The following is a 16,359-nucleotide window of genomic DNA, read 5'->3' on the forward strand; positions in this document are numbered from 1 at the left end:
AAACAGCATCCCCAAACATCACATGACTCGATGGCGCAACGCGGGCAGGGATTCCCGTACCGTATCGATGCGCGCACCATCCACGACTCCCGCCGCGACTCCCGGGCCCTCTGGAATGCAGGCGACAATCTCGCCCCAGGGGTCGACCAGCATCGAATGCCCCCAGGTGTGCCGCCCATTCTCGTGCCGGCCTCCCTGGGCGCTCGCAAGCACATAGCACTGGTTCTCGACAGCCCGCGCCCGCAACAGGATCTCCCAGTGTACAGAACCGGTGGTCCAAGTGAAGGCGGCCGGCAGCACCATCAGGCGCACATCACCCTGTGCGCGGAAAAACTCCGGAAAACGCAGATCGTAGCAAATTCCCAGCGCCGTTCTGCCGACGGGCGACTCGAATACCGGCGGCGTTCCGCTGCCTGGCCGAATCGATCGCGACTCGTCATAGGATTCTGACTCACGCTTGAAACCAAAGAGGTGAATCTTGTCGTATCGAATACACACCGATCCATCCGGTCCAAATACCAAGCATGTGTTGTAGATGCGATCGACGTCGGGGCTTTTCAAGGGCAAGGTACCGCCGACCAGCCAGATTCCGTGTCGCCGTGCCTGATCCGCGAGAAAATCCTGAATCGGACCATGGCCGGCTGTTTCGGCGATTGCGAGTTTGTCGGCGTCATGGCGCCCCAGCAGGCAAAAGTATTCCGGCAGCGCCACCAGTTGGGCGCCATCTGTGGCAGCAACCTGAATCCATTGCGCCGCCTGATCCAGATTGTGCGCCACCGATATGCCCGACACCATCTGCACGGCAGCCACCGCCATCGAAGAATCCTGAGCACTCATGAATCGCTCCACAAAGCATCCAGATCAGGCAATTTAGTCACACTAAAGCAAGACATTAATATCCACTTTGTTTAAAATGGTCGGCGATTCAAAACACCAGCACCATTCCGAACCCATTCCACGGAGCCATTGATGACCCGGAACAACTATACCGCCCAAAAGTCGCGTATCGAGAAAGAAATCTCGAAACTCGAGAAACAAATGCAATCGCTACAGTCCAAACAGCGCAAACCGATCATTACCTCGATTGTCCGGTCCATGCGTGAATATGACATTACCCCCGAAGAAATCGCCGCTGCCTTCAGCCGCAAGCCGGCGGGGCGTCGTGCAGCCCCCAACAAGGCGACGACCGCGAAGCGCGTCATTGCCCCCAAGTACCGCCACCCCGACACCAAGGCTACCTGGACTGGTCGCGGCAAACCGCCGCGCTGGATCAGCGATGCCGAAGCATCTGGTACGCCGCGCTCAACCTTCCTGATCCAGGCCGCCTGACCAAGCCTTACTTCACAGGGTACCGTACCTGGATGGTCTCGCCGTTGCGGCCGGGGAACCGGTCAAACAACGCCCGCGCCAGGTACGGCATGGCGGCACCCAACTGGTCACGACGGCTGCCGGCTTCGGCTGTCGCCCGATAAACCTCACGACCCTGCTGCGACTGATCGTCGATGCGCACGGACAACGTCATCCGGTAGACATCCACCGCCACATTTTCCATGGCCGGCCCATAACCCCAGCCCCACCGCCGGTAATAGGGACCCGGATAAAAATAAGGATCCACAGGGCGCTGCTCCCAGACCCGTTCGCGCGGGCTGGAATATTCAATATGGACGATGAAACGCGCTTGCGCCCGATTAGCGGCTTCGACCAGCCCCGTGGGGCCGATCGCAGCACGGACTGAATCCGCGTAAGTCTGAAACTGCAGATTATTCTGCTGCTGCGCATCCGGCGCAATCCAGTAGCCAGCCCCATCCGTTCCCTGGGGCCACTGCTGATAACGCGAGACCTGGGCAGAAAATACCGATGCACATCCGCCAACGGACAGCGCCAAAAACAAGCCTACGGCCCAACGCACCAGCATCGAATGCCGAACGTGTGAGAATCCTGCTGCCATACCCCGCATGCTGCCGTCTCATCCAAGCGTCTGTAACCTCTCCATCATAGGCGCAGCGCCTGCTTTGCGATAGCAAGCGTAGCACTCCGATACAGGCTTGGCCTGCCCCCGGCCGACTACAATACCGCCGTCGAGATGATTTTTTTCGGGGTCTTTCATGCGCACGGATATCGCCCAAACTATTCACCGGCAGGATTACAGCCCATACCCATACCGCTTGCCGACGGTACGGCTGGAATTCGATCTGGATGCGCAGGCCACGCGAGTCATTTCCCAACTGCGGATCGAACCGGTAGGCACCGAACCCGCGCCCCTGATTCTGCACGGCGAAGACCTGGAACTCGTCGAAATCCAGTTGAACGGACAGACCCTGAAACCCGGCGACTACCAGCTGGACGACGATACCCTGCGCTTGACGCCCCCAAAGGCGAACCAGCCTTTCAGCCTGCGCATCACCAGCCTGTGCCATCCGGTGCTGAACACCAAGCTGATGGGGCTGTACGTGTCCGGCGACAAGCTCTTTACCCAGTGCGAAGCACAGGGCTTTCGCCGCATCACTTGGTTCCCGGACCGCCCCGATGTGATGTCCTGCTATGAAGTCGTCCTGCGCGGCGACCCAAAGACCTATCCGCTGATGCTCTCCAACGGCAACCTGATCGAGCAGACGCATCTGGCCGATGGCCGCGAACAGGCCCTGTGGCGCGACCCTCACCCAAAGCCCTGCTATCTGTTCGCGCTGGTGGCCGGTGATTTCGACTGCGTGGAGCGCACGGAGATCACGCGCAGCGGCCGCATCGTCCTGCTACAGGTCTACAGCGACCGGGGCTACCGCGAACAGACCCATTGGGCGTTGGACTGCCTGGCCCGGGCGCTGCATTGGGACGAAAGGCGCTTCGGGCTGGAACTGGACCTGGACCGCTTCATGGTCGTCGCAGCGCGCGACTTCAACATGGGCGCCATGGAAAACAAGGGCCTGAATGTCTTCAACGCAGCCTATGTCCTGGCCGACCCCGCTACCGCAACCGACGCCACCTACCGGCGCATCGAGGCAGTCATCGGGCACGAGTACTTCCACAACTGGACGGGCAACCGCGTCACCTGCCGCGACTGGTTTCAGCTCTCGCTGAAAGAAGGCCTGACCGTCTTCCGGGAGCAGGAATTCTCGGCCGACATGCTGGCCGAAGGCCTGGCTGCCCAGGCAGCAGCCAGCGCACGGGCCGTCAAACGGATCGAGGACGTCCACACCCTGCGCCTGGCCCAGTTTCCCGAAGACGCCGGCCCCATGGCGCACCCTATCCGCCCCGACAGCTACCAGGAAATCGCCAACTTCTACACTGCCACCGTATACGAAAAGGGTGCGGAGGTCATCCGCATGCAGCACACCCTGCTCGGAGAAGAAGGCTTCCGCGCCGGCATGGATGAATATTTCCGTCGCCACGACGGCCAGGCCGTCACCTGCGACGACTTCGTGGCTGCCATGGAATCGGTTTACGAGACGCGGCACCCCGGGCACGACTTCTCGGTCTTTCGCCGATGGTACCAGCAGGCCGGCACCCCACGCGTGCGGGTACGGACCCATTATGATCCCGACGCGCATCGCCTGCAGATCACACTGTCACAGCTGTGCCCGCCCGTTGGGCTGGAAACCCACCAGGCGCCGCCCGTGGAAAAACTGCCGCTGCATATTCCCTTCGCCATCGGCCTGCTGGACGAATCGGGCAGCCCCATGGTGCTGCAGACAAACAAGGCCCAGCAGGACACGCTGATTCTGGAGCTGCAGCAAGCGACGCAGTCCTGGACCCTGGACGACATCCCCCGCCGTCCCGTCCTGTCGCTGCTGAGGGGTTTCTCGGCACCGGTGATCGTGGACGCGGATCGCAACACAGCCGATCTCGTCGTGCTGGCGCGCCACGACACGGATCCGTTTGCACGCTGGGACGCCATACAGGAAGTCGCTCACCGCTACCTGTCCGACAGTATCCGCGCGCATCGCGCCAACACCGAGCAGCCCGATCCGGCTGCGCTGCTCACGGTCTGGCGCGCCGCCCTAGATGACGAGACACTGTCTGCCGCCTACAAGACGCAGCTTCTCACGCTACCGGCACAACGCGAAGTCATGGAGCGCAACGAGCCGCTTGATCCACAAGCCGTCGTCGCCGCCTGGCAACAGACGCAGCAGGCGCTGGGCTCGGGCCTGGCGATGCAATGGCAGCAGACCTACGAGTCCCTGGCCGACGGCGATGCGCCGTATTCGCCCGATCCCGTCTCGGCGGGCCGCCGCAGCTTGCGCAACCTGGCGCTGGAGTATCTGCTGGCCACGCAGGCGCCGCAGGCTGCTGAACAGGCCCGCACCCAATACCAGCAGGCCCGCAACATGACCGAGAGCCTGGGCGCGCTGACCGTGTTGCTGAACCATGCCCCGCAACACTGCAACGACCTGGTCGAACAATTCCACACACGCTGGCACGAAGACCCGCTGGTCCTGGACCGCTGGTTCGGCGCCCAGGCGAGCGCCGCCTCACGCACCGTAGCCGACGTGCGCGCCCTGATGGCGCTGCCCGACTTCTCATTGCGCAACCCGAATCGCGCACGCTCGGTCATCTTCCGCTTCTGCCTGGAAAACCTCGGTGCGCTGCACACAAAAGAAGGCTACGAATTCTGGGCCGAGCAGGTGCTGGCGCTCGACCAGCTCAACCCCGAAGTCGCCTCGCGCCTGTCGCGGGCGTTCGACAACTGGGCCCGCCACGAACCAACGACCCGCAGCGGCATGCAGTCGGCACTGCGGCGCGTGCGCGAACACCCCGGCCTCTCACGCAACGTCCGCGAGATCGTTTCCAAGGCGCTGGATGCCTGACCCCATACCGAACATCAAAAGGACAGTCACTTGAAACACAAAACTCTGACGCAATACCTGGTCGAACAGCAGCGGCAGCATCAGTCGGTTTCGGCCGACGTCCGCCTACTGATCGAAACCGTTTCGCGCGCCTGCAAGGCGATCAGCACCACCGTCAGCAAAGGCGCTTTGGGCGGCGTTCTGGGCAGCCTGGGAACTGAAAACGTCCAGGGCGAGATCCAGAAGAAACTGGACGTGCTGACCAACGAGATTCTGCTGGAAGCCAACGAATGGGGCGGCAGCCTGGCCGCCATGGCTTCCGAGGAAATGGAAACCATCCACCGTATCCCCAACGACTACCCGAAGGGCCAGAACCTGCTGCTGTTCGATCCGCTGGACGGTTCATCCAACGTTGACGTGAACGTCTCGATCGGCACCATCTTTTCCGTGCTGCAAGTACCGGCGGAGGCCGCCGGTCGGGAAATCACCGAAGCCGACTTCCTGCAGCCCGGCACCCGGCAGGTCGCAGCTGGCTACGCCATCTATGGCCCCCAGACCATGCTGGTCCTGACGGTCGGGGCCGGCGTCATGGGATTCACGCTGGACCACGAAATGGGGTCCTGGCTCATGACCCACGAAAACATCCGCGTGCCGGAGCAGACGGCCGAGTTCGCCATCAACATGTCGAACATGCGGCACTGGGAAGCCCCCGTGCGCCGCTATATCGAAGAATGCCTCCAGGGTGAAGCGGGCCCGCTGGAGAAGAACTACAACATGCGCTGGATCGCATCCATGGTGGCCGACGTGCACCGCATCCTGACCCGCGGTGGGATCTTCATGTATCCGCGCGATGCCCGGCCCACCGGCCAAAAGGGCAAGCTGCGCTTGATGTACGAAGCCAATCCCATGAGTTTCCTGATCGAACAGGCGGGCGGCCGGGCCACCGACGGCCACGGCCGGATTCTGGACATCCAGCCCCAGGCCCTGCACGAGCGCACCGGCGTGATCCTGGGCTCGAAAGAAGAGGTCGACCGCCTGCATTCCTATCACCAGGACGCCTGAACGCGCCGCGCCGGTCGGGCGGCTGTGGCACGACCGCCGGCGAACCCGTGCCGTCAATCCAACGTGAGGACCGTCGCTCCGGTGGTGCGGCGGCTCTGGAGGGCTTCATGGGCCAGACCGGCGTCCTTCAGTGCAAACCGCTGGCCGATGACCACATTCAGCTTGCCGCCAGTCACCAGGTCGAACATCTCGTTGGCGGCCGCCTGCGTTTCCTGGGCGGTCATCGTGTACCAGTGCAGAGTGGGGCGGGTCACATACAGGGAGCCCTTGGCGGCCAGGATCCCCAGGTTGACGCCCTCGACCGGGCCGGATGCGTTGCCGAAGCTCACCATCAGGCCGCGCGGCTGCAGACAATTCAGGGACGTCTCCCAGGTGCTTTTGCCAACGCCGTCGTAGACCACAGGAACCTTCTGCCCGTCAGTCAGTTCCAATACCCTGGCCGCGACGTCTTCCCGCGTGTAATCGATGATTTCCCAGGCACCATGCTGACGCGCCAGCGCAGCTTTTTCAGGTAACGAGGTGGTGCCGATCAGGCGCACACCCAGTGCACGGGCCCATTGGCATGCGATCAACCCCACACCGCCCGCCGCCGCATGAAACAGAATGGTTTCGTTGCCCTTGAGCCGGTAAGTCTGGCGAAACAGATACTGCACGGTCAGGCCCTTGAGCATGAGTGCGGCGGCCTGCTCAAAGCTGACCGAATCGGGGATGGCAACCACATACCGGGCCGGCACGTTGCGCACGTCCGCATAAGCGCCGATGGGACTCTGGCCATACGCCACCCGATCGCCGACGCGCAGGTGCGTGACCGCCGGACCGACCGCCTCGACGACACCGGCAGCCTCCATGCCCAGGCCATGAGGCAACTCATGGGGATACAGACCCGTGCGACAATAGATATCGATGAAATTCAGCCCGATCGCCTTTTGCCGGATCCGGACCTCGTCGGGAGCAAGTGCCGGCACATCGATCTGGGCCAGATGCATGACTTCTGGGCCACCATGTCGTTCCACCCGAATCACCTGAGCTTTTTCCACTGCCTTATCCTCCAGCCCGCAAGGGCTCTGTTTTTCATCCATTGACCAGACTAGCATGAATCCCCGTCAAGCTCAGATCGCCATCCACGCGACGGCCGTCCTGTTCGGGCTGACCGGCATCTTCGGCGAACTGATCCATGGAAGCGCAACACTGATCACTGCCGGCCGGGCTTCCTTCGCCGCGGCGGCGCTGTCGATGTTCATCCTGCGGGCCAGACATCGCCCCAGTACGCTGCCACGCGACCGTACCCGGCTCTGGGTACTGCTGGTTTCCGGCGTGTTGCTCGCAATCCACTGGACGACCTTTTTCGTGGCCGTCAAGATCGGCGGCATCGCCATCGCCACCCTCGGATTTGCCAGCTTCCCGGCGTTCATCACACTCTTCGAAGGGTTTCTGTTCAAAGAACACACCCGCGCGTCTGAATGGCTGGTGGTGCTGCTGGTGACGACCGGCCTGGTACTGGTGACCCCCTCTTTCGATTTCCGCGACCAAGCCACCATTGGCCTGGCCTGGGCCATTGTCTCAGGCTTGTCGTTTGCGCTACTGACTCTGGCGAACCGCAAGGCAGTCACCCAGATGCCAGCGCGCGAGCTGGCGGGCTGGCAAAACCTGATCGTTGCAGCGCTCACGCTGCCCTGGTGCCTGGGCGAATTCGCGACGATCCGGGCGCTGGACTGGCTCTGGCTCTTCATGCTTGGGGTGTTCTGCACGGCCCTGTCACATTCGCTGCTGGTGTCGTGCCTGGCCAATCTGAAGGCCCGGACCGCCGGCATCGTACTGGCGCTCGAGCCCGTCTACGCCATCCTGTTTGCGGCCATCCTGTTCGCGCAATACCCGTCCGCTCACGCCCTGGTCGGCGGCGCCCTGATCATCGGCGCCATCGTCTGGTCCGGCATGCGCCCGGCCCGTTCCACATAATTTACGACGAGACCTGGCCAGCCAAGCCACTCGCGCTAAAATCCCAGGTTCACTGGTTCATCTTCTTCGATACGACTCATCATGTCCGGACACAGCAAATGGGCAAACATCCAGCACCGCAAGGGGCGCCAAGACGCCAAGCGCGGAAAGCTCTGGACCAAGATCATCCGTGAAGTCACCGTGGCCGCGCGCGCCGGCGGACCGGACCCGGACTCCAACCCCCGGCTGCGCCTGGCCTGGGACAAGGCGACCGCCGCCAACATGCCCAAGGACAACATCCTGCGCGCCGCCCAACGCGGCTCGGGCAACGCGGAAGACACCAACTACGAGGAAATCCGCTACGAAGGCTATGGCGTGGGCGGTGCTGCCGTGATCATCGACTGCATGACGGACAATCGCCAGCGCACGGTATCCGAAGTCCGGCACACGCTCACCAAAAACGGCGGAAACCTGGGCACCGACGGTTCTGTGTCATTCATGTTCAAGCATTGCGGCCAGTTCATCTTCGCGCCGGGGACGTCCGAAGAAAAAGTCATGGACATCGCGCTGGAGAACGGCGCCGAAGACGTGCAATCCGACGAGGAAGGCGTCATCGAGGTGGTCTGCGAGCCCGGCCAGTACCCCGCACTCAAGCAGGCCTTCGATGCGGCCGGTCTGGTCCCTGAAGTCCACGACGTGATCATGAAGGCGCTCTCCGAAGTCCAGCTTCAGGGCGAGGACGCGGAACGCATGCAGAGAATCATCGACCTGCTGGAAAGCCTGGACGATGTCCAGGATGTCTACACGACTGCGGTTTTCGACGAAACGGCATGAAGCTGCTGGTGATCGGCGCGGGCGGCCGTGAACACGCCCTGGCTTGGCGTCTGGCTCAATCGGCACGAGTCCAGAAAATCTACGTCGCCCCCGGGAACGGCGGCACGGCCGACCGGTATCCGCTGGAAAACCTGCCGCTCCAGGATACGGACGCGCTGATCGCCTTTGCACAACAAGAAAAAATCGCTCTGACGGTGGTCGGTCCCGAGGCTCCACTGGCAGCGGGGATCGTGGACGCCTTCCGCGCCGCCGGCCTGCACATTTTCGGTCCGACTCGCGCCGCCGCGCAGCTCGAAAGCTCCAAGGACTATGCCAAGTCCTTCATGCAGCGCCACGACATCCCCACCGCCGCTTCTCGCACCTTCACGGATGCGGACCAAGCGCGCGCCTACGTCCAGGCGCACGGAGCTCCCATCGTGATCAAGGCCGACGGCCTGGCGGCCGGCAAGGGAGTCGTCGTCGCGCTGACGCTGGATGAGGCACTGCAAGCCATCGACCACATGCTGGGCCCAGACGGCAAGTTCGGCGCCGCAGGCGCCCGAGTCGTCGTGGAAGACTACCTGGAGGGCGAGGAAGCCAGCTTCATCGTCATGTGCGACGGCCAACATGTGCTGCCGCTGGCCACCAGCCAGGACCACAAGCGGCTGCTGGATGGTGATGCCGGTCCCAACACGGGCGGCATGGGTGCCTATTCACCGGCCCCCATCATCAGCCCGGCCCTGCACAACCGCATCATGCGCGAAGTCATCCAGCCGGCGGTCCACGGCATGGCGCGCGATGGCATTCCCTACACCGGGTTCCTGTACGCCGGCCTGATGATCGGCGAAGGCCCTGACGCCACGCGCCCTCTGAAAGTTCTGGAATTCAACTGCCGCCTGGGAGACCCGGAAACCCAGCCCATCATGCTGCGCATGAAAAGCGACTTTTTGGAAACGCTGGAGCACGCTGTCAACGGCACGCTCGACCAGGCGGAAATCGTCTGGGACCGGCGCGCCGCAGTCGGAGTGGTCCTGGCCGCCGCCGGTTACCCGGACGCCCCCCGGAAGGGCGACGTCATCACGGCACTGGCCCCAGACACGGAAACCTGCATTACCTTCCATGCAGGATCAGCGATCCAGGACGGCAAGCGGATCACCAACGGCGGACGGGTCCTATGCGTCACGGCCCTGGGTGACTCGATCCGCCGCGCCCAGCAGGCCGCCTATGACGCGGTCAACCTTACACTGTTCGAGGGGCGCCAATACCGCCGCGATATCGGCTGGCGGGCCCTGACCGACCACCCACGACACGACTAGGAACCACCATGCATGTGCCCGTCGATCGCGTCCATGAATTTCTTTCCACACTGCAGGAACACATCGTCCGTAGACTGGAAGACCTGGAAGGAAGCACCTTCGGTCGCGACCCCTGGACGCGCCCGGAGGGCGGCGGCGGTCTCACCCGCTACTGTGAAGGGGGCCAGGTCTTCGAACGCGCCGGCGTGCTGTTCAGCCATGTGCGCGGCCACACGCTGCCGCCATCGGCAAGTGCCCACCGGCCCGAGCTGACCGGGCGGAGCTGGGAAGCCATGGGCGTTTCCATGGTGCTGCATCCGCGCAATCCCCACGTCCCCACCACGCACATGAATGTGCGCATGTTCGTGGCGCATGGCGACAGCGCCGACCAGGACGTCTTCTGGTTCGGCGGCGGTCTGGACCTGACGCCCTACTACGCAGTAGAGGCTGACGTGCGCCACTTTCACCAGGTCTGCCACGACGCCGTCGCCCCCTTTGGCGAGGACAAATACCGCCACTACAAGGCCTGGTGCGACGAGTACTTTCTGCTGCGCCATCGTCACGAGACACGCGGTGTCGGCGGCCTGTTCTACGACGATGTGAATACGCCCGATTTCGAGACCAGCTTCGCACTGACCCGCGCGGTGGGCAACTGCTTCCTGCCAGCCTATGTACCTATTGTCCAGGCACGCATGGACACGCCCTATGGCGATCCCGAACGAGCTTTCCAGGCCTACCGCCGGGGGCGCTACGTAGAGTTCAATCTGGTCTATGACCGAGGCACACTCTTCGGCCTGCAGTCGGGCGGCCGCACTGAGTCCATCCTGCTGTCCATGCCGCCGCAGGCGCAATGGCGCTACGACTGGACCCCCGAACCCGGTTCGGCCGAGGCGGAACTGGCCGCCTACCTCAAGCCTCGCGAATGGCTGTAGTACCCGAGATCGGCCTTCTGGGCGGCAGCTTCGATCCGGTCCACCGCGCCCACACCGCGCTGGCCCTTGCTGCCCTGGACGCACTCTCGCTGGACCATGTCGAGCTGCTGCCGGCCGCGCGCCCCTGGCAACGCAGCCGGCTGAGCGCAGGGCCCACCCACCGGTTGCGCATGCTGGAGATCGCATGCCGCGGCCAGGCCCGGCTACGAGTCAACCCGTTGGAGCTGCAGCGCACCGGCCCGACATATACCATCGATACACTGATGGCCCTGCCGCAGGGCCCACGCTACACCTGGATCATGGGCGCCGACCAACTGGCCAACTTCTGCACCTGGCACGACTGGCGCGGCATCATCAAGCGGGTGCAACTCGCCGTCGCCCAGCGCCCCGGCACGTCGCTGACGACACCTCCGGTGCTCGCCAAGGCCCTACCGCCCGGTGCACTGCGCCTGATCCCCTTCGCTGCCCGGAACGTTTCGGCCACGCAGATCCGGGAATCGCTGGCCGCAGGCGACCCGGTGGATGATATGCTGGATCCGGGCGTGCTGGACTATATCCGCGCCCACCAGCTTTATCGTCACCGGTGACTCCTTCCCGTACCCCACTATCCTCATGAATCTTCAAAAACAGCAACGCCTCATCATCGACGCCCTGGAAGACACCAAAGCCCAGGACATCAAGGTCTTCAACACCATGGGGCTGACCAGCCTGTTCGACCGCGTGATCATCGCCAGCGGCACTTCCAACCGCCAGACGCGTGCCATGGCCAGCCACGTCGCTGAACGCGCCAAGCAAGAAGGCTTGAGCGTTCTGGCCTTCGAAGGCGAGGACACGGGCGAATGGGTGCTGGTCGACCTGGGTGACATCGTGGTCCACTGCATGCAGCCGGTGATCCGCAGCTACTACAACCTGGAAGAGCTGTGGGGCTCGAAGCCCGTCCGGGTCAAGCTGCTGCCCACTGGCCCTGCAACGCCGGCAGACGAGGGCGCCTGGCTCGACGCCGATCGATGAGACTGTTGGTGATCGCCGTGGGCACGCGAATGCCGGAGTGGGTCCAGGCCGCCTGGCACGACTTTGCCAAGCGCATGCCCCGGGACTGCGCGCTGGAGCTGCACGAGATCAAGGCCGACGCCCGAACCCAAGGCCGGACCGTGCCCCAGATGATGCAAGCCGAAGCGCAGCGCATTGAAGCCGTCATTCCCGCCCAGGCCTTCCGCGTGGTTCTCGATGAACATGGACAGGATCTCACGACCATGGCACTGGCGCACCACTTCAAGACCTGGCAGACGTCGGGTTCGGACATTGCACTCATCATCGGCGGCCCCGACGGCCTGGACCCGACGCTGAAACAGACCGCACGGCAGACCCTGAGACTCTCCTCACTCACACTACCTCACGCCATGGTGCGGGTCCTGCTCGCCGAACAGCTCTACCGTGCCTGGAGTATCCTTTCCGGGCATCCCTACCACCGCGCCTGAAAGCCTGCCCGATGCTCCGGCTCGCACGCCAATGCACCGGTGCCCGGACCGACTCCCCCCCGACGACTCATGCACCCCTTCATTCTGCTTGCCTCGGGCAGCCCCCGTCGCCACGAAATCCTGGATCAACTCGGCATTGCTCACGGGATTCTGCACGTCCCCTCTCCCGAGGGAGAAGACGAGCCGGTCCTGCCGGACGAACGGCCTGAAGACTATGTCCGCAGAACTGCTCGTGAAAAGGCGGAGCGGGCTTTTGCGTGGCTGGTCGACGGCGGGCAGCCAGAGCATATTCCAGATCACTGGCCCGACAATTGGACGCAGGCGCCTATCCTGTGTGCCGACACCACCGTCATCCTGGACGGCCAGATACTGGGCAAACCCGTGGACGCACAGGATGCGGCGGCCATGCTGGCGAAATTGTCCGGCCGCCGTCACACCGTTCACACTGCCGTGGTGCTGGCCTCGAACGGCAGACTGGACGAAATTGTCAACGTCAGCGAGGTCGAATTTCGCACGCTGAGCAGCCACGACATCCGTGAATACTGCGCCAGCGGCGAACCCATGGGCAAAGCTGGCAGCTACGCCATCCAGGGACGTGCCGCTGCGTTCATCCGCTACATGTCTGGCAGCCACAGCGGCATCATGGGCCTGCCGGCCTTCGAAACGACCGAGCTGCTGCGCCGGCTGTAACGAGCGCCCGATCGGGCCTCTGATATGGCCCCGTCCTTCTCCATTGGCGAGCGGACACGGCCGTCACACCACCCTCAATCTTCCTTGATATATATCAACGAGGGTTAACCCCTATTCTGGCAAGATGGGTTTGTCCGCGAAAAACCTCGCGAACACCGGCAAACGACCCGTAGTCCAAGGAGGACTCATGAGAAAGCCCATCGAATTCGACGCCAACCGGCGCCAACTGCTCAGAAGCGGAGTGGTTGCAGCAGCAGCCGGGGTTGCCGCCACGGAGATCCTGGTGCCCACCGCTGCCCAAGCGAAGAATTCCCCCAACCACCCGGCCACCCCTGGCGCCGCGCGCCACGAGAGTATCCCCGTGGACAGACTGGAGCGCATCCGGCCCAAACTGGTGGCGCCTCCCTTCGTGATGGAACACGAGCAGGCCACGAAAGCGGCGCCGCGCGTGGTCGAGTTCACCTTGACGGTAGAAGAAAAACAGGTTGTCGTCGATGAAGAAACGGGGGCAACGCTGCAAGGAATGACATTCAACGGCTCCATGCCTGGCCCGACTCTGGTCGTGCACGAAGGTGACTACGTCGAACTGACCCTCGTCAACCCGGGGACCAATACGCTGGAACACAATATCGACTTCCACGCCTCCACCGGCGCAATGGGCGGTGGCGACCTGACCCACATCAAGCCCGGCGAGCAGGCCGTGCTGCGGTTCAAGGCTACGCGGACGGGGGTATTCATCTATCACTGTGCTCCACCGAAGATGGTGCCCTGGCACGTCGTCTCGGGCATGAGCGGCACATTGATGGTACTACCGCGCGGCGGCCTGAAAGACGAACAGGGCCGGCCGCTGCACTACGACCGGGCCTACACGGTGGGTGAATTCGACCTGTACATTCCGAAGGACGACAAGGGCCAATACAAGAAGTACGACACGCCGCTGGAGAGCTTCGGCGACACTAAGGAAGTCATGCGGGGGCTCATCCCCACGCACATTGTCTTCAACGGCAAGGTCGGCGCACTGACCGGCAATCACGCCATGAAGGCCAAGGTCGGTGAAACCGTGCTCATCATTCATGCGTCGGCCAACCGTGACACCCGGCCACATCTGATCGGCGGGCACGGCGACTACGTGTGGGAGGCCGGAAAATTCGCCAACCCCCCGGAGAAAAATCTGGAGACCTGGTTCATTCGCGGAGGTTCCGCAGGGGCGGCCATGTACACGTTTCTGCAGCCCGGTACCTACGCCTATCTGAACCACAACCTGATCGAAGCCTTTGAACTGGGTGCAGTCGCCCAATTCTCGGTGGACGGCCAGTGGAACGACAACCTGATGAAGCAGGTTCTGGCCCCAAGCCCGATCAAGAGCTGACCCAGCCCCCACCCCCGGCATGGCGCCTGCGGTGCCATGCCGCTCCAAGAGAGAATACCATGTTGAAAGCACTGAGCCTCGCACTCATTTCCCTAGCCCTGATCCCCGCCCTGTCGACGGCCAGCGATGCCGTCTCGACGAACGCCGACTCGATGCTGCGGGGCGAGAAGCTCTACAAATCGGCTTGTATCGCCTGCCACGGTACCGGGGCTGCCAACGCCCCGGTTCTCGGCAACAAAAAAGCCTGGGCCCCCATCATCGAGCAAGGTATGGATAAAATAATCTCAGTCGCCCTGCACGGCAAGGGCGCCATGCCAGCCCGCGGCGGGACCAAGGCCGACGACGCTACCCTGCGCGCCGCCGTCGAATACATGATCAGCCGCGCGCAATGACGGCGCAGCCGCGTCTGCCACCTTCCTCAGGAGCCCTCATGCCGAACAGCGACCAGGCGACCCTTCCAGATCTTGAAATCTCTGAAGCCCTGATCCGCCGCTTTGACCAGACGGGTCCGCGGTACACGTCGTACCCGACCGCCGACCGATTCCGGCAAGACTACTCCGAAAGCCGGTATATCGGCCATCTTCAAGCACGCGCAAACAGTCCAGCCCCTGCGCCGCTCTCGGTCTATGTGCACCTGCCATTCTGTGAATCGCTGTGCTATTTCTGCGCATGCAACAAGATCATTACCCAGGACCACAGTCGTTCAGGGGAATATCTGAGCATCCTGGCGCGGGAGATGGAAATGGTCGCCAGCCACCTGGGGGCGAACCGCAAAACCATCCAGTTGCATCTGGGCGGAGGGACGCCAACATTTTTGAGTGCGCAGGAACTCACCGAACTGATGAGTCACCTGCGCACTCACTTCGAATTCACCGCAGACGCGGAACTGGGCGTGGAAATCGACCCACGCACCGTGACTGCCGACACGATGAAGATGCTCGCCGGGCTGGGCTTCAACCGGACAAGCTTCGGTGTCCAGGACTTCAACCCCGATGTCCAGGCCGCCGTCAACCGGATTCAGCCCTATGAAATGGTGCGCACGGCGATGGAGGCCAGCCGGTTGTACGGCTTCAAGTCCATCAACGCCGACCTGATCTATGGGCTTCCAAAGCAGACCCTGGCGAGTTTCGACCACACGCTGGATCAGCTCATCGAGCTCGCACCAGACCGTATCGCGCTGTATAACTACGCGCATATGCCCGGGCACTTCAAGGCCCAGCGCCTGATTCACGCCGAGGACCTGCCATCCACCGAGACACGGTTGCAGATCTTCCTGATGTCTGTACGGCGGCTACAGGACGCCGGTTATGTCTACATCGGCCTGGACCACTTTGCCAAGACCGACGACGAGCTCAACCTGGCCCGATTGGACCATAGCCTGCACCGCAACTTCCAGGGCTACACGACACGCGCCGACTGCGATCTGGTGGGCCTGGGGATCTCGGCCATCGGCAAGATCGGCGACGCCTATATCCAGAACCATCACTCGCTGACCACCTACCAGAACCGTATCGAACACGGCATCCTGCCGAGCGCAAAAGGGTTCGACCTGAGCCAGGAAGACGCCATCCGGCGCGAGATCATCATGATGATCATGTGCAGCATGCCGCTGCACTATTCAGCCTTCGAGGCACGCCATGGGCGCTCTTTCGATTCGATGTTCAATGCCGAGCTGGCCCAATTGCAGCCCTATGTCGAAGCCGGGCTGATCGCCACCGAAGGCGCCAGCCTGCAAGTCCTGCCACGCGGGCGCGTTTTCGTACGGGCACTGGCCATGGTCTTCGACCAGTATGCCCGCCAGCCGCGCGTCGTCAGCCACTCCCGATTGATCTGAACCGACTGATCTGAAGTCCGCTTCGGCCGGGCGCGAATCCGCCAAACATCAAAACACAAAGCCCCTGCAGTATACGCTGCAGGGGCTTTGGAGGATAAGAGCCTGACGATGACCTACTTTCACAGATGTTCATCCACTATCATCGGCGCAAAGGCGTTTCACGGTCCTGT

The 16,359-nt window shown here is 62.8% G+C and carries 17 protein-coding genes; 14 read left to right on the forward strand and 3 right to left on the reverse strand.

What is annotated here, in order from left to right:
* Positions 1-18: 18 nt before the first annotated feature.
* Entirely contained in the window at positions 19-837 is an 819-nt protein-coding gene (locus EPN31_RS06840; RefSeq protein ID WP_291771026.1) for a carbon-nitrogen hydrolase family protein, read from the reverse strand.
* A gap of 132 nt (positions 838-969) precedes the next feature.
* Here EPN31_RS06840 and EPN31_RS06845 point away from each other — a divergent pair, with 132 nt between their 5' ends.
* A complete protein-coding gene (locus EPN31_RS06845) occupies positions 970-1,329 on the forward strand; it encodes an H-NS histone family protein (RefSeq protein ID WP_291771029.1) in 360 nt (119 codons plus the stop codon).
* A 7-nt stretch (positions 1,330-1,336) separates the two neighbouring features.
* On the opposite strand, the gene EPN31_RS06850 is transcribed toward EPN31_RS06845, so the two are convergent.
* A complete protein-coding gene (locus tag EPN31_RS06850; RefSeq protein ID WP_291771031.1) occupies positions 1,337-1,957 on the reverse strand; it encodes a DUF4136 domain-containing protein in 621 nt (206 codons plus the stop codon).
* A 148-nt stretch (positions 1,958-2,105) separates the two neighbouring features.
* On the opposite strand from EPN31_RS06850, the gene pepN reads away from it, so the two are divergent.
* Both pepN and EPN31_RS06860 read left to right on the forward strand, forming a co-directional pair.
* Positions 2,106-4,802 (forward strand): aminopeptidase N, encoded by a 2,697-nt coding sequence (gene pepN / locus EPN31_RS06855; RefSeq protein WP_291771034.1) that lies wholly within the window; start codon positions 2,106-2,108, stop codon positions 4,800-4,802.
* A 30-nt stretch (positions 4,803-4,832) separates the two neighbouring features.
* Positions 4,833-5,843 carry a class 1 fructose-bisphosphatase gene (locus EPN31_RS06860; protein ID WP_291771037.1) on the forward strand — a complete coding sequence of 337 codons (1,011 nt, stop codon included), beginning with the start codon at positions 4,833-4,835 and terminating at the stop codon, positions 5,841-5,843.
* Between the two features lie 53 nt (positions 5,844-5,896).
* Here the strand turns inward: EPN31_RS06860 and EPN31_RS06865 are convergent, their stop codons facing one another.
* A complete protein-coding gene (locus EPN31_RS06865; protein WP_291771039.1) occupies positions 5,897-6,922 on the reverse strand; it encodes a quinone oxidoreductase in 1,026 nt (341 codons plus the stop codon).
* A gap of 13 nt (positions 6,923-6,935) precedes the next feature.
* Here EPN31_RS06865 and EPN31_RS06870 point away from each other — a divergent pair, with 13 nt between their 5' ends.
* The 11 genes from EPN31_RS06870 (at position 6,936) to hemN (ending at position 16,189) form a co-directional block, all read left to right on the forward strand.
* On the forward strand, positions 6,936-7,799 hold the full coding sequence (locus EPN31_RS06870; protein ID WP_291771042.1) for a DMT family transporter: 864 nt from the start codon (positions 6,936-6,938) through the stop codon (positions 7,797-7,799).
* Positions 7,800-7,880: 81 nt separating this feature from the next.
* Positions 7,881-8,612, forward strand: a complete 732-nt coding sequence (locus EPN31_RS06875; RefSeq protein WP_291771045.1) for a YebC/PmpR family DNA-binding transcriptional regulator — start codon at positions 7,881-7,883, stop codon at positions 8,610-8,612.
* Positions 8,609-9,907, forward strand: coding sequence for a phosphoribosylamine--glycine ligase (gene purD, locus EPN31_RS06880; protein WP_291771047.1), 1,299 nt, complete (start codon positions 8,609-8,611; stop codon positions 9,905-9,907). The genes EPN31_RS06875 and purD overlap by 4 nt, the downstream gene beginning before the upstream one ends.
* A gap of 8 nt (positions 9,908-9,915) precedes the next feature.
* Positions 9,916-10,818, forward strand: a complete 903-nt coding sequence (gene hemF, locus EPN31_RS06885) for an oxygen-dependent coproporphyrinogen oxidase (RefSeq protein ID WP_291771050.1) — start codon at positions 9,916-9,918, stop codon at positions 10,816-10,818.
* Positions 10,809-11,405 carry a nicotinate (nicotinamide) nucleotide adenylyltransferase gene (gene nadD, locus EPN31_RS06890; RefSeq protein WP_291771052.1) on the forward strand — a complete coding sequence of 199 codons (597 nt, stop codon included), beginning with the start codon at positions 10,809-10,811 and terminating at the stop codon, positions 11,403-11,405. The genes hemF and nadD overlap by 10 nt, the downstream gene beginning before the upstream one ends.
* 25 nt (positions 11,406-11,430) lie before the next feature.
* A complete protein-coding gene (gene rsfS / locus EPN31_RS06895) occupies positions 11,431-11,829 on the forward strand; it encodes a ribosome silencing factor (RefSeq protein ID WP_291771054.1) in 399 nt (132 codons plus the stop codon).
* Positions 11,826-12,296: a 23S rRNA (pseudouridine(1915)-N(3))-methyltransferase RlmH gene (gene rlmH / locus EPN31_RS06900; RefSeq protein WP_291771057.1), complete on the forward strand. Its 471-nt coding sequence runs from the start codon at positions 11,826-11,828 to the stop codon at positions 12,294-12,296. The genes rsfS and rlmH overlap by 4 nt, the downstream gene beginning before the upstream one ends.
* 69 nt (positions 12,297-12,365) lie before the next feature.
* Positions 12,366-12,986 carry a nucleoside triphosphate pyrophosphatase gene (locus tag EPN31_RS06905; protein ID WP_291771060.1) on the forward strand — a complete coding sequence of 207 codons (621 nt, stop codon included), beginning with the start codon at positions 12,366-12,368 and terminating at the stop codon, positions 12,984-12,986.
* A 187-nt stretch (positions 12,987-13,173) separates the two neighbouring features.
* Positions 13,174-14,355, forward strand: coding sequence for a copper-containing nitrite reductase (gene nirK / locus EPN31_RS06910; protein WP_291771063.1), 1,182 nt, complete (start codon positions 13,174-13,176; stop codon positions 14,353-14,355).
* A gap of 59 nt (positions 14,356-14,414) precedes the next feature.
* The gene (locus tag EPN31_RS06915; protein ID WP_291771066.1) at positions 14,415-14,747 is read left to right on the forward strand and encodes a c-type cytochrome; all 333 of its coding nucleotides are present in this window, start codon (positions 14,415-14,417) and stop codon (positions 14,745-14,747) included.
* 38 nt (positions 14,748-14,785) lie between these two features.
* Positions 14,786-16,189, forward strand: coding sequence for an oxygen-independent coproporphyrinogen III oxidase (gene hemN / locus EPN31_RS06920; protein ID WP_291771069.1), 1,404 nt, complete (start codon positions 14,786-14,788; stop codon positions 16,187-16,189).
* The last annotated feature ends 170 nt before the right edge of the window (positions 16,190-16,359 follow it).

The sequence above is a fragment of the Castellaniella sp. genome (assembly GCF_004321985.1).
In the GTDB taxonomy this organism is placed as follows: Bacteria; Pseudomonadota; Gammaproteobacteria; order Burkholderiales; family Burkholderiaceae_B; genus Castellaniella.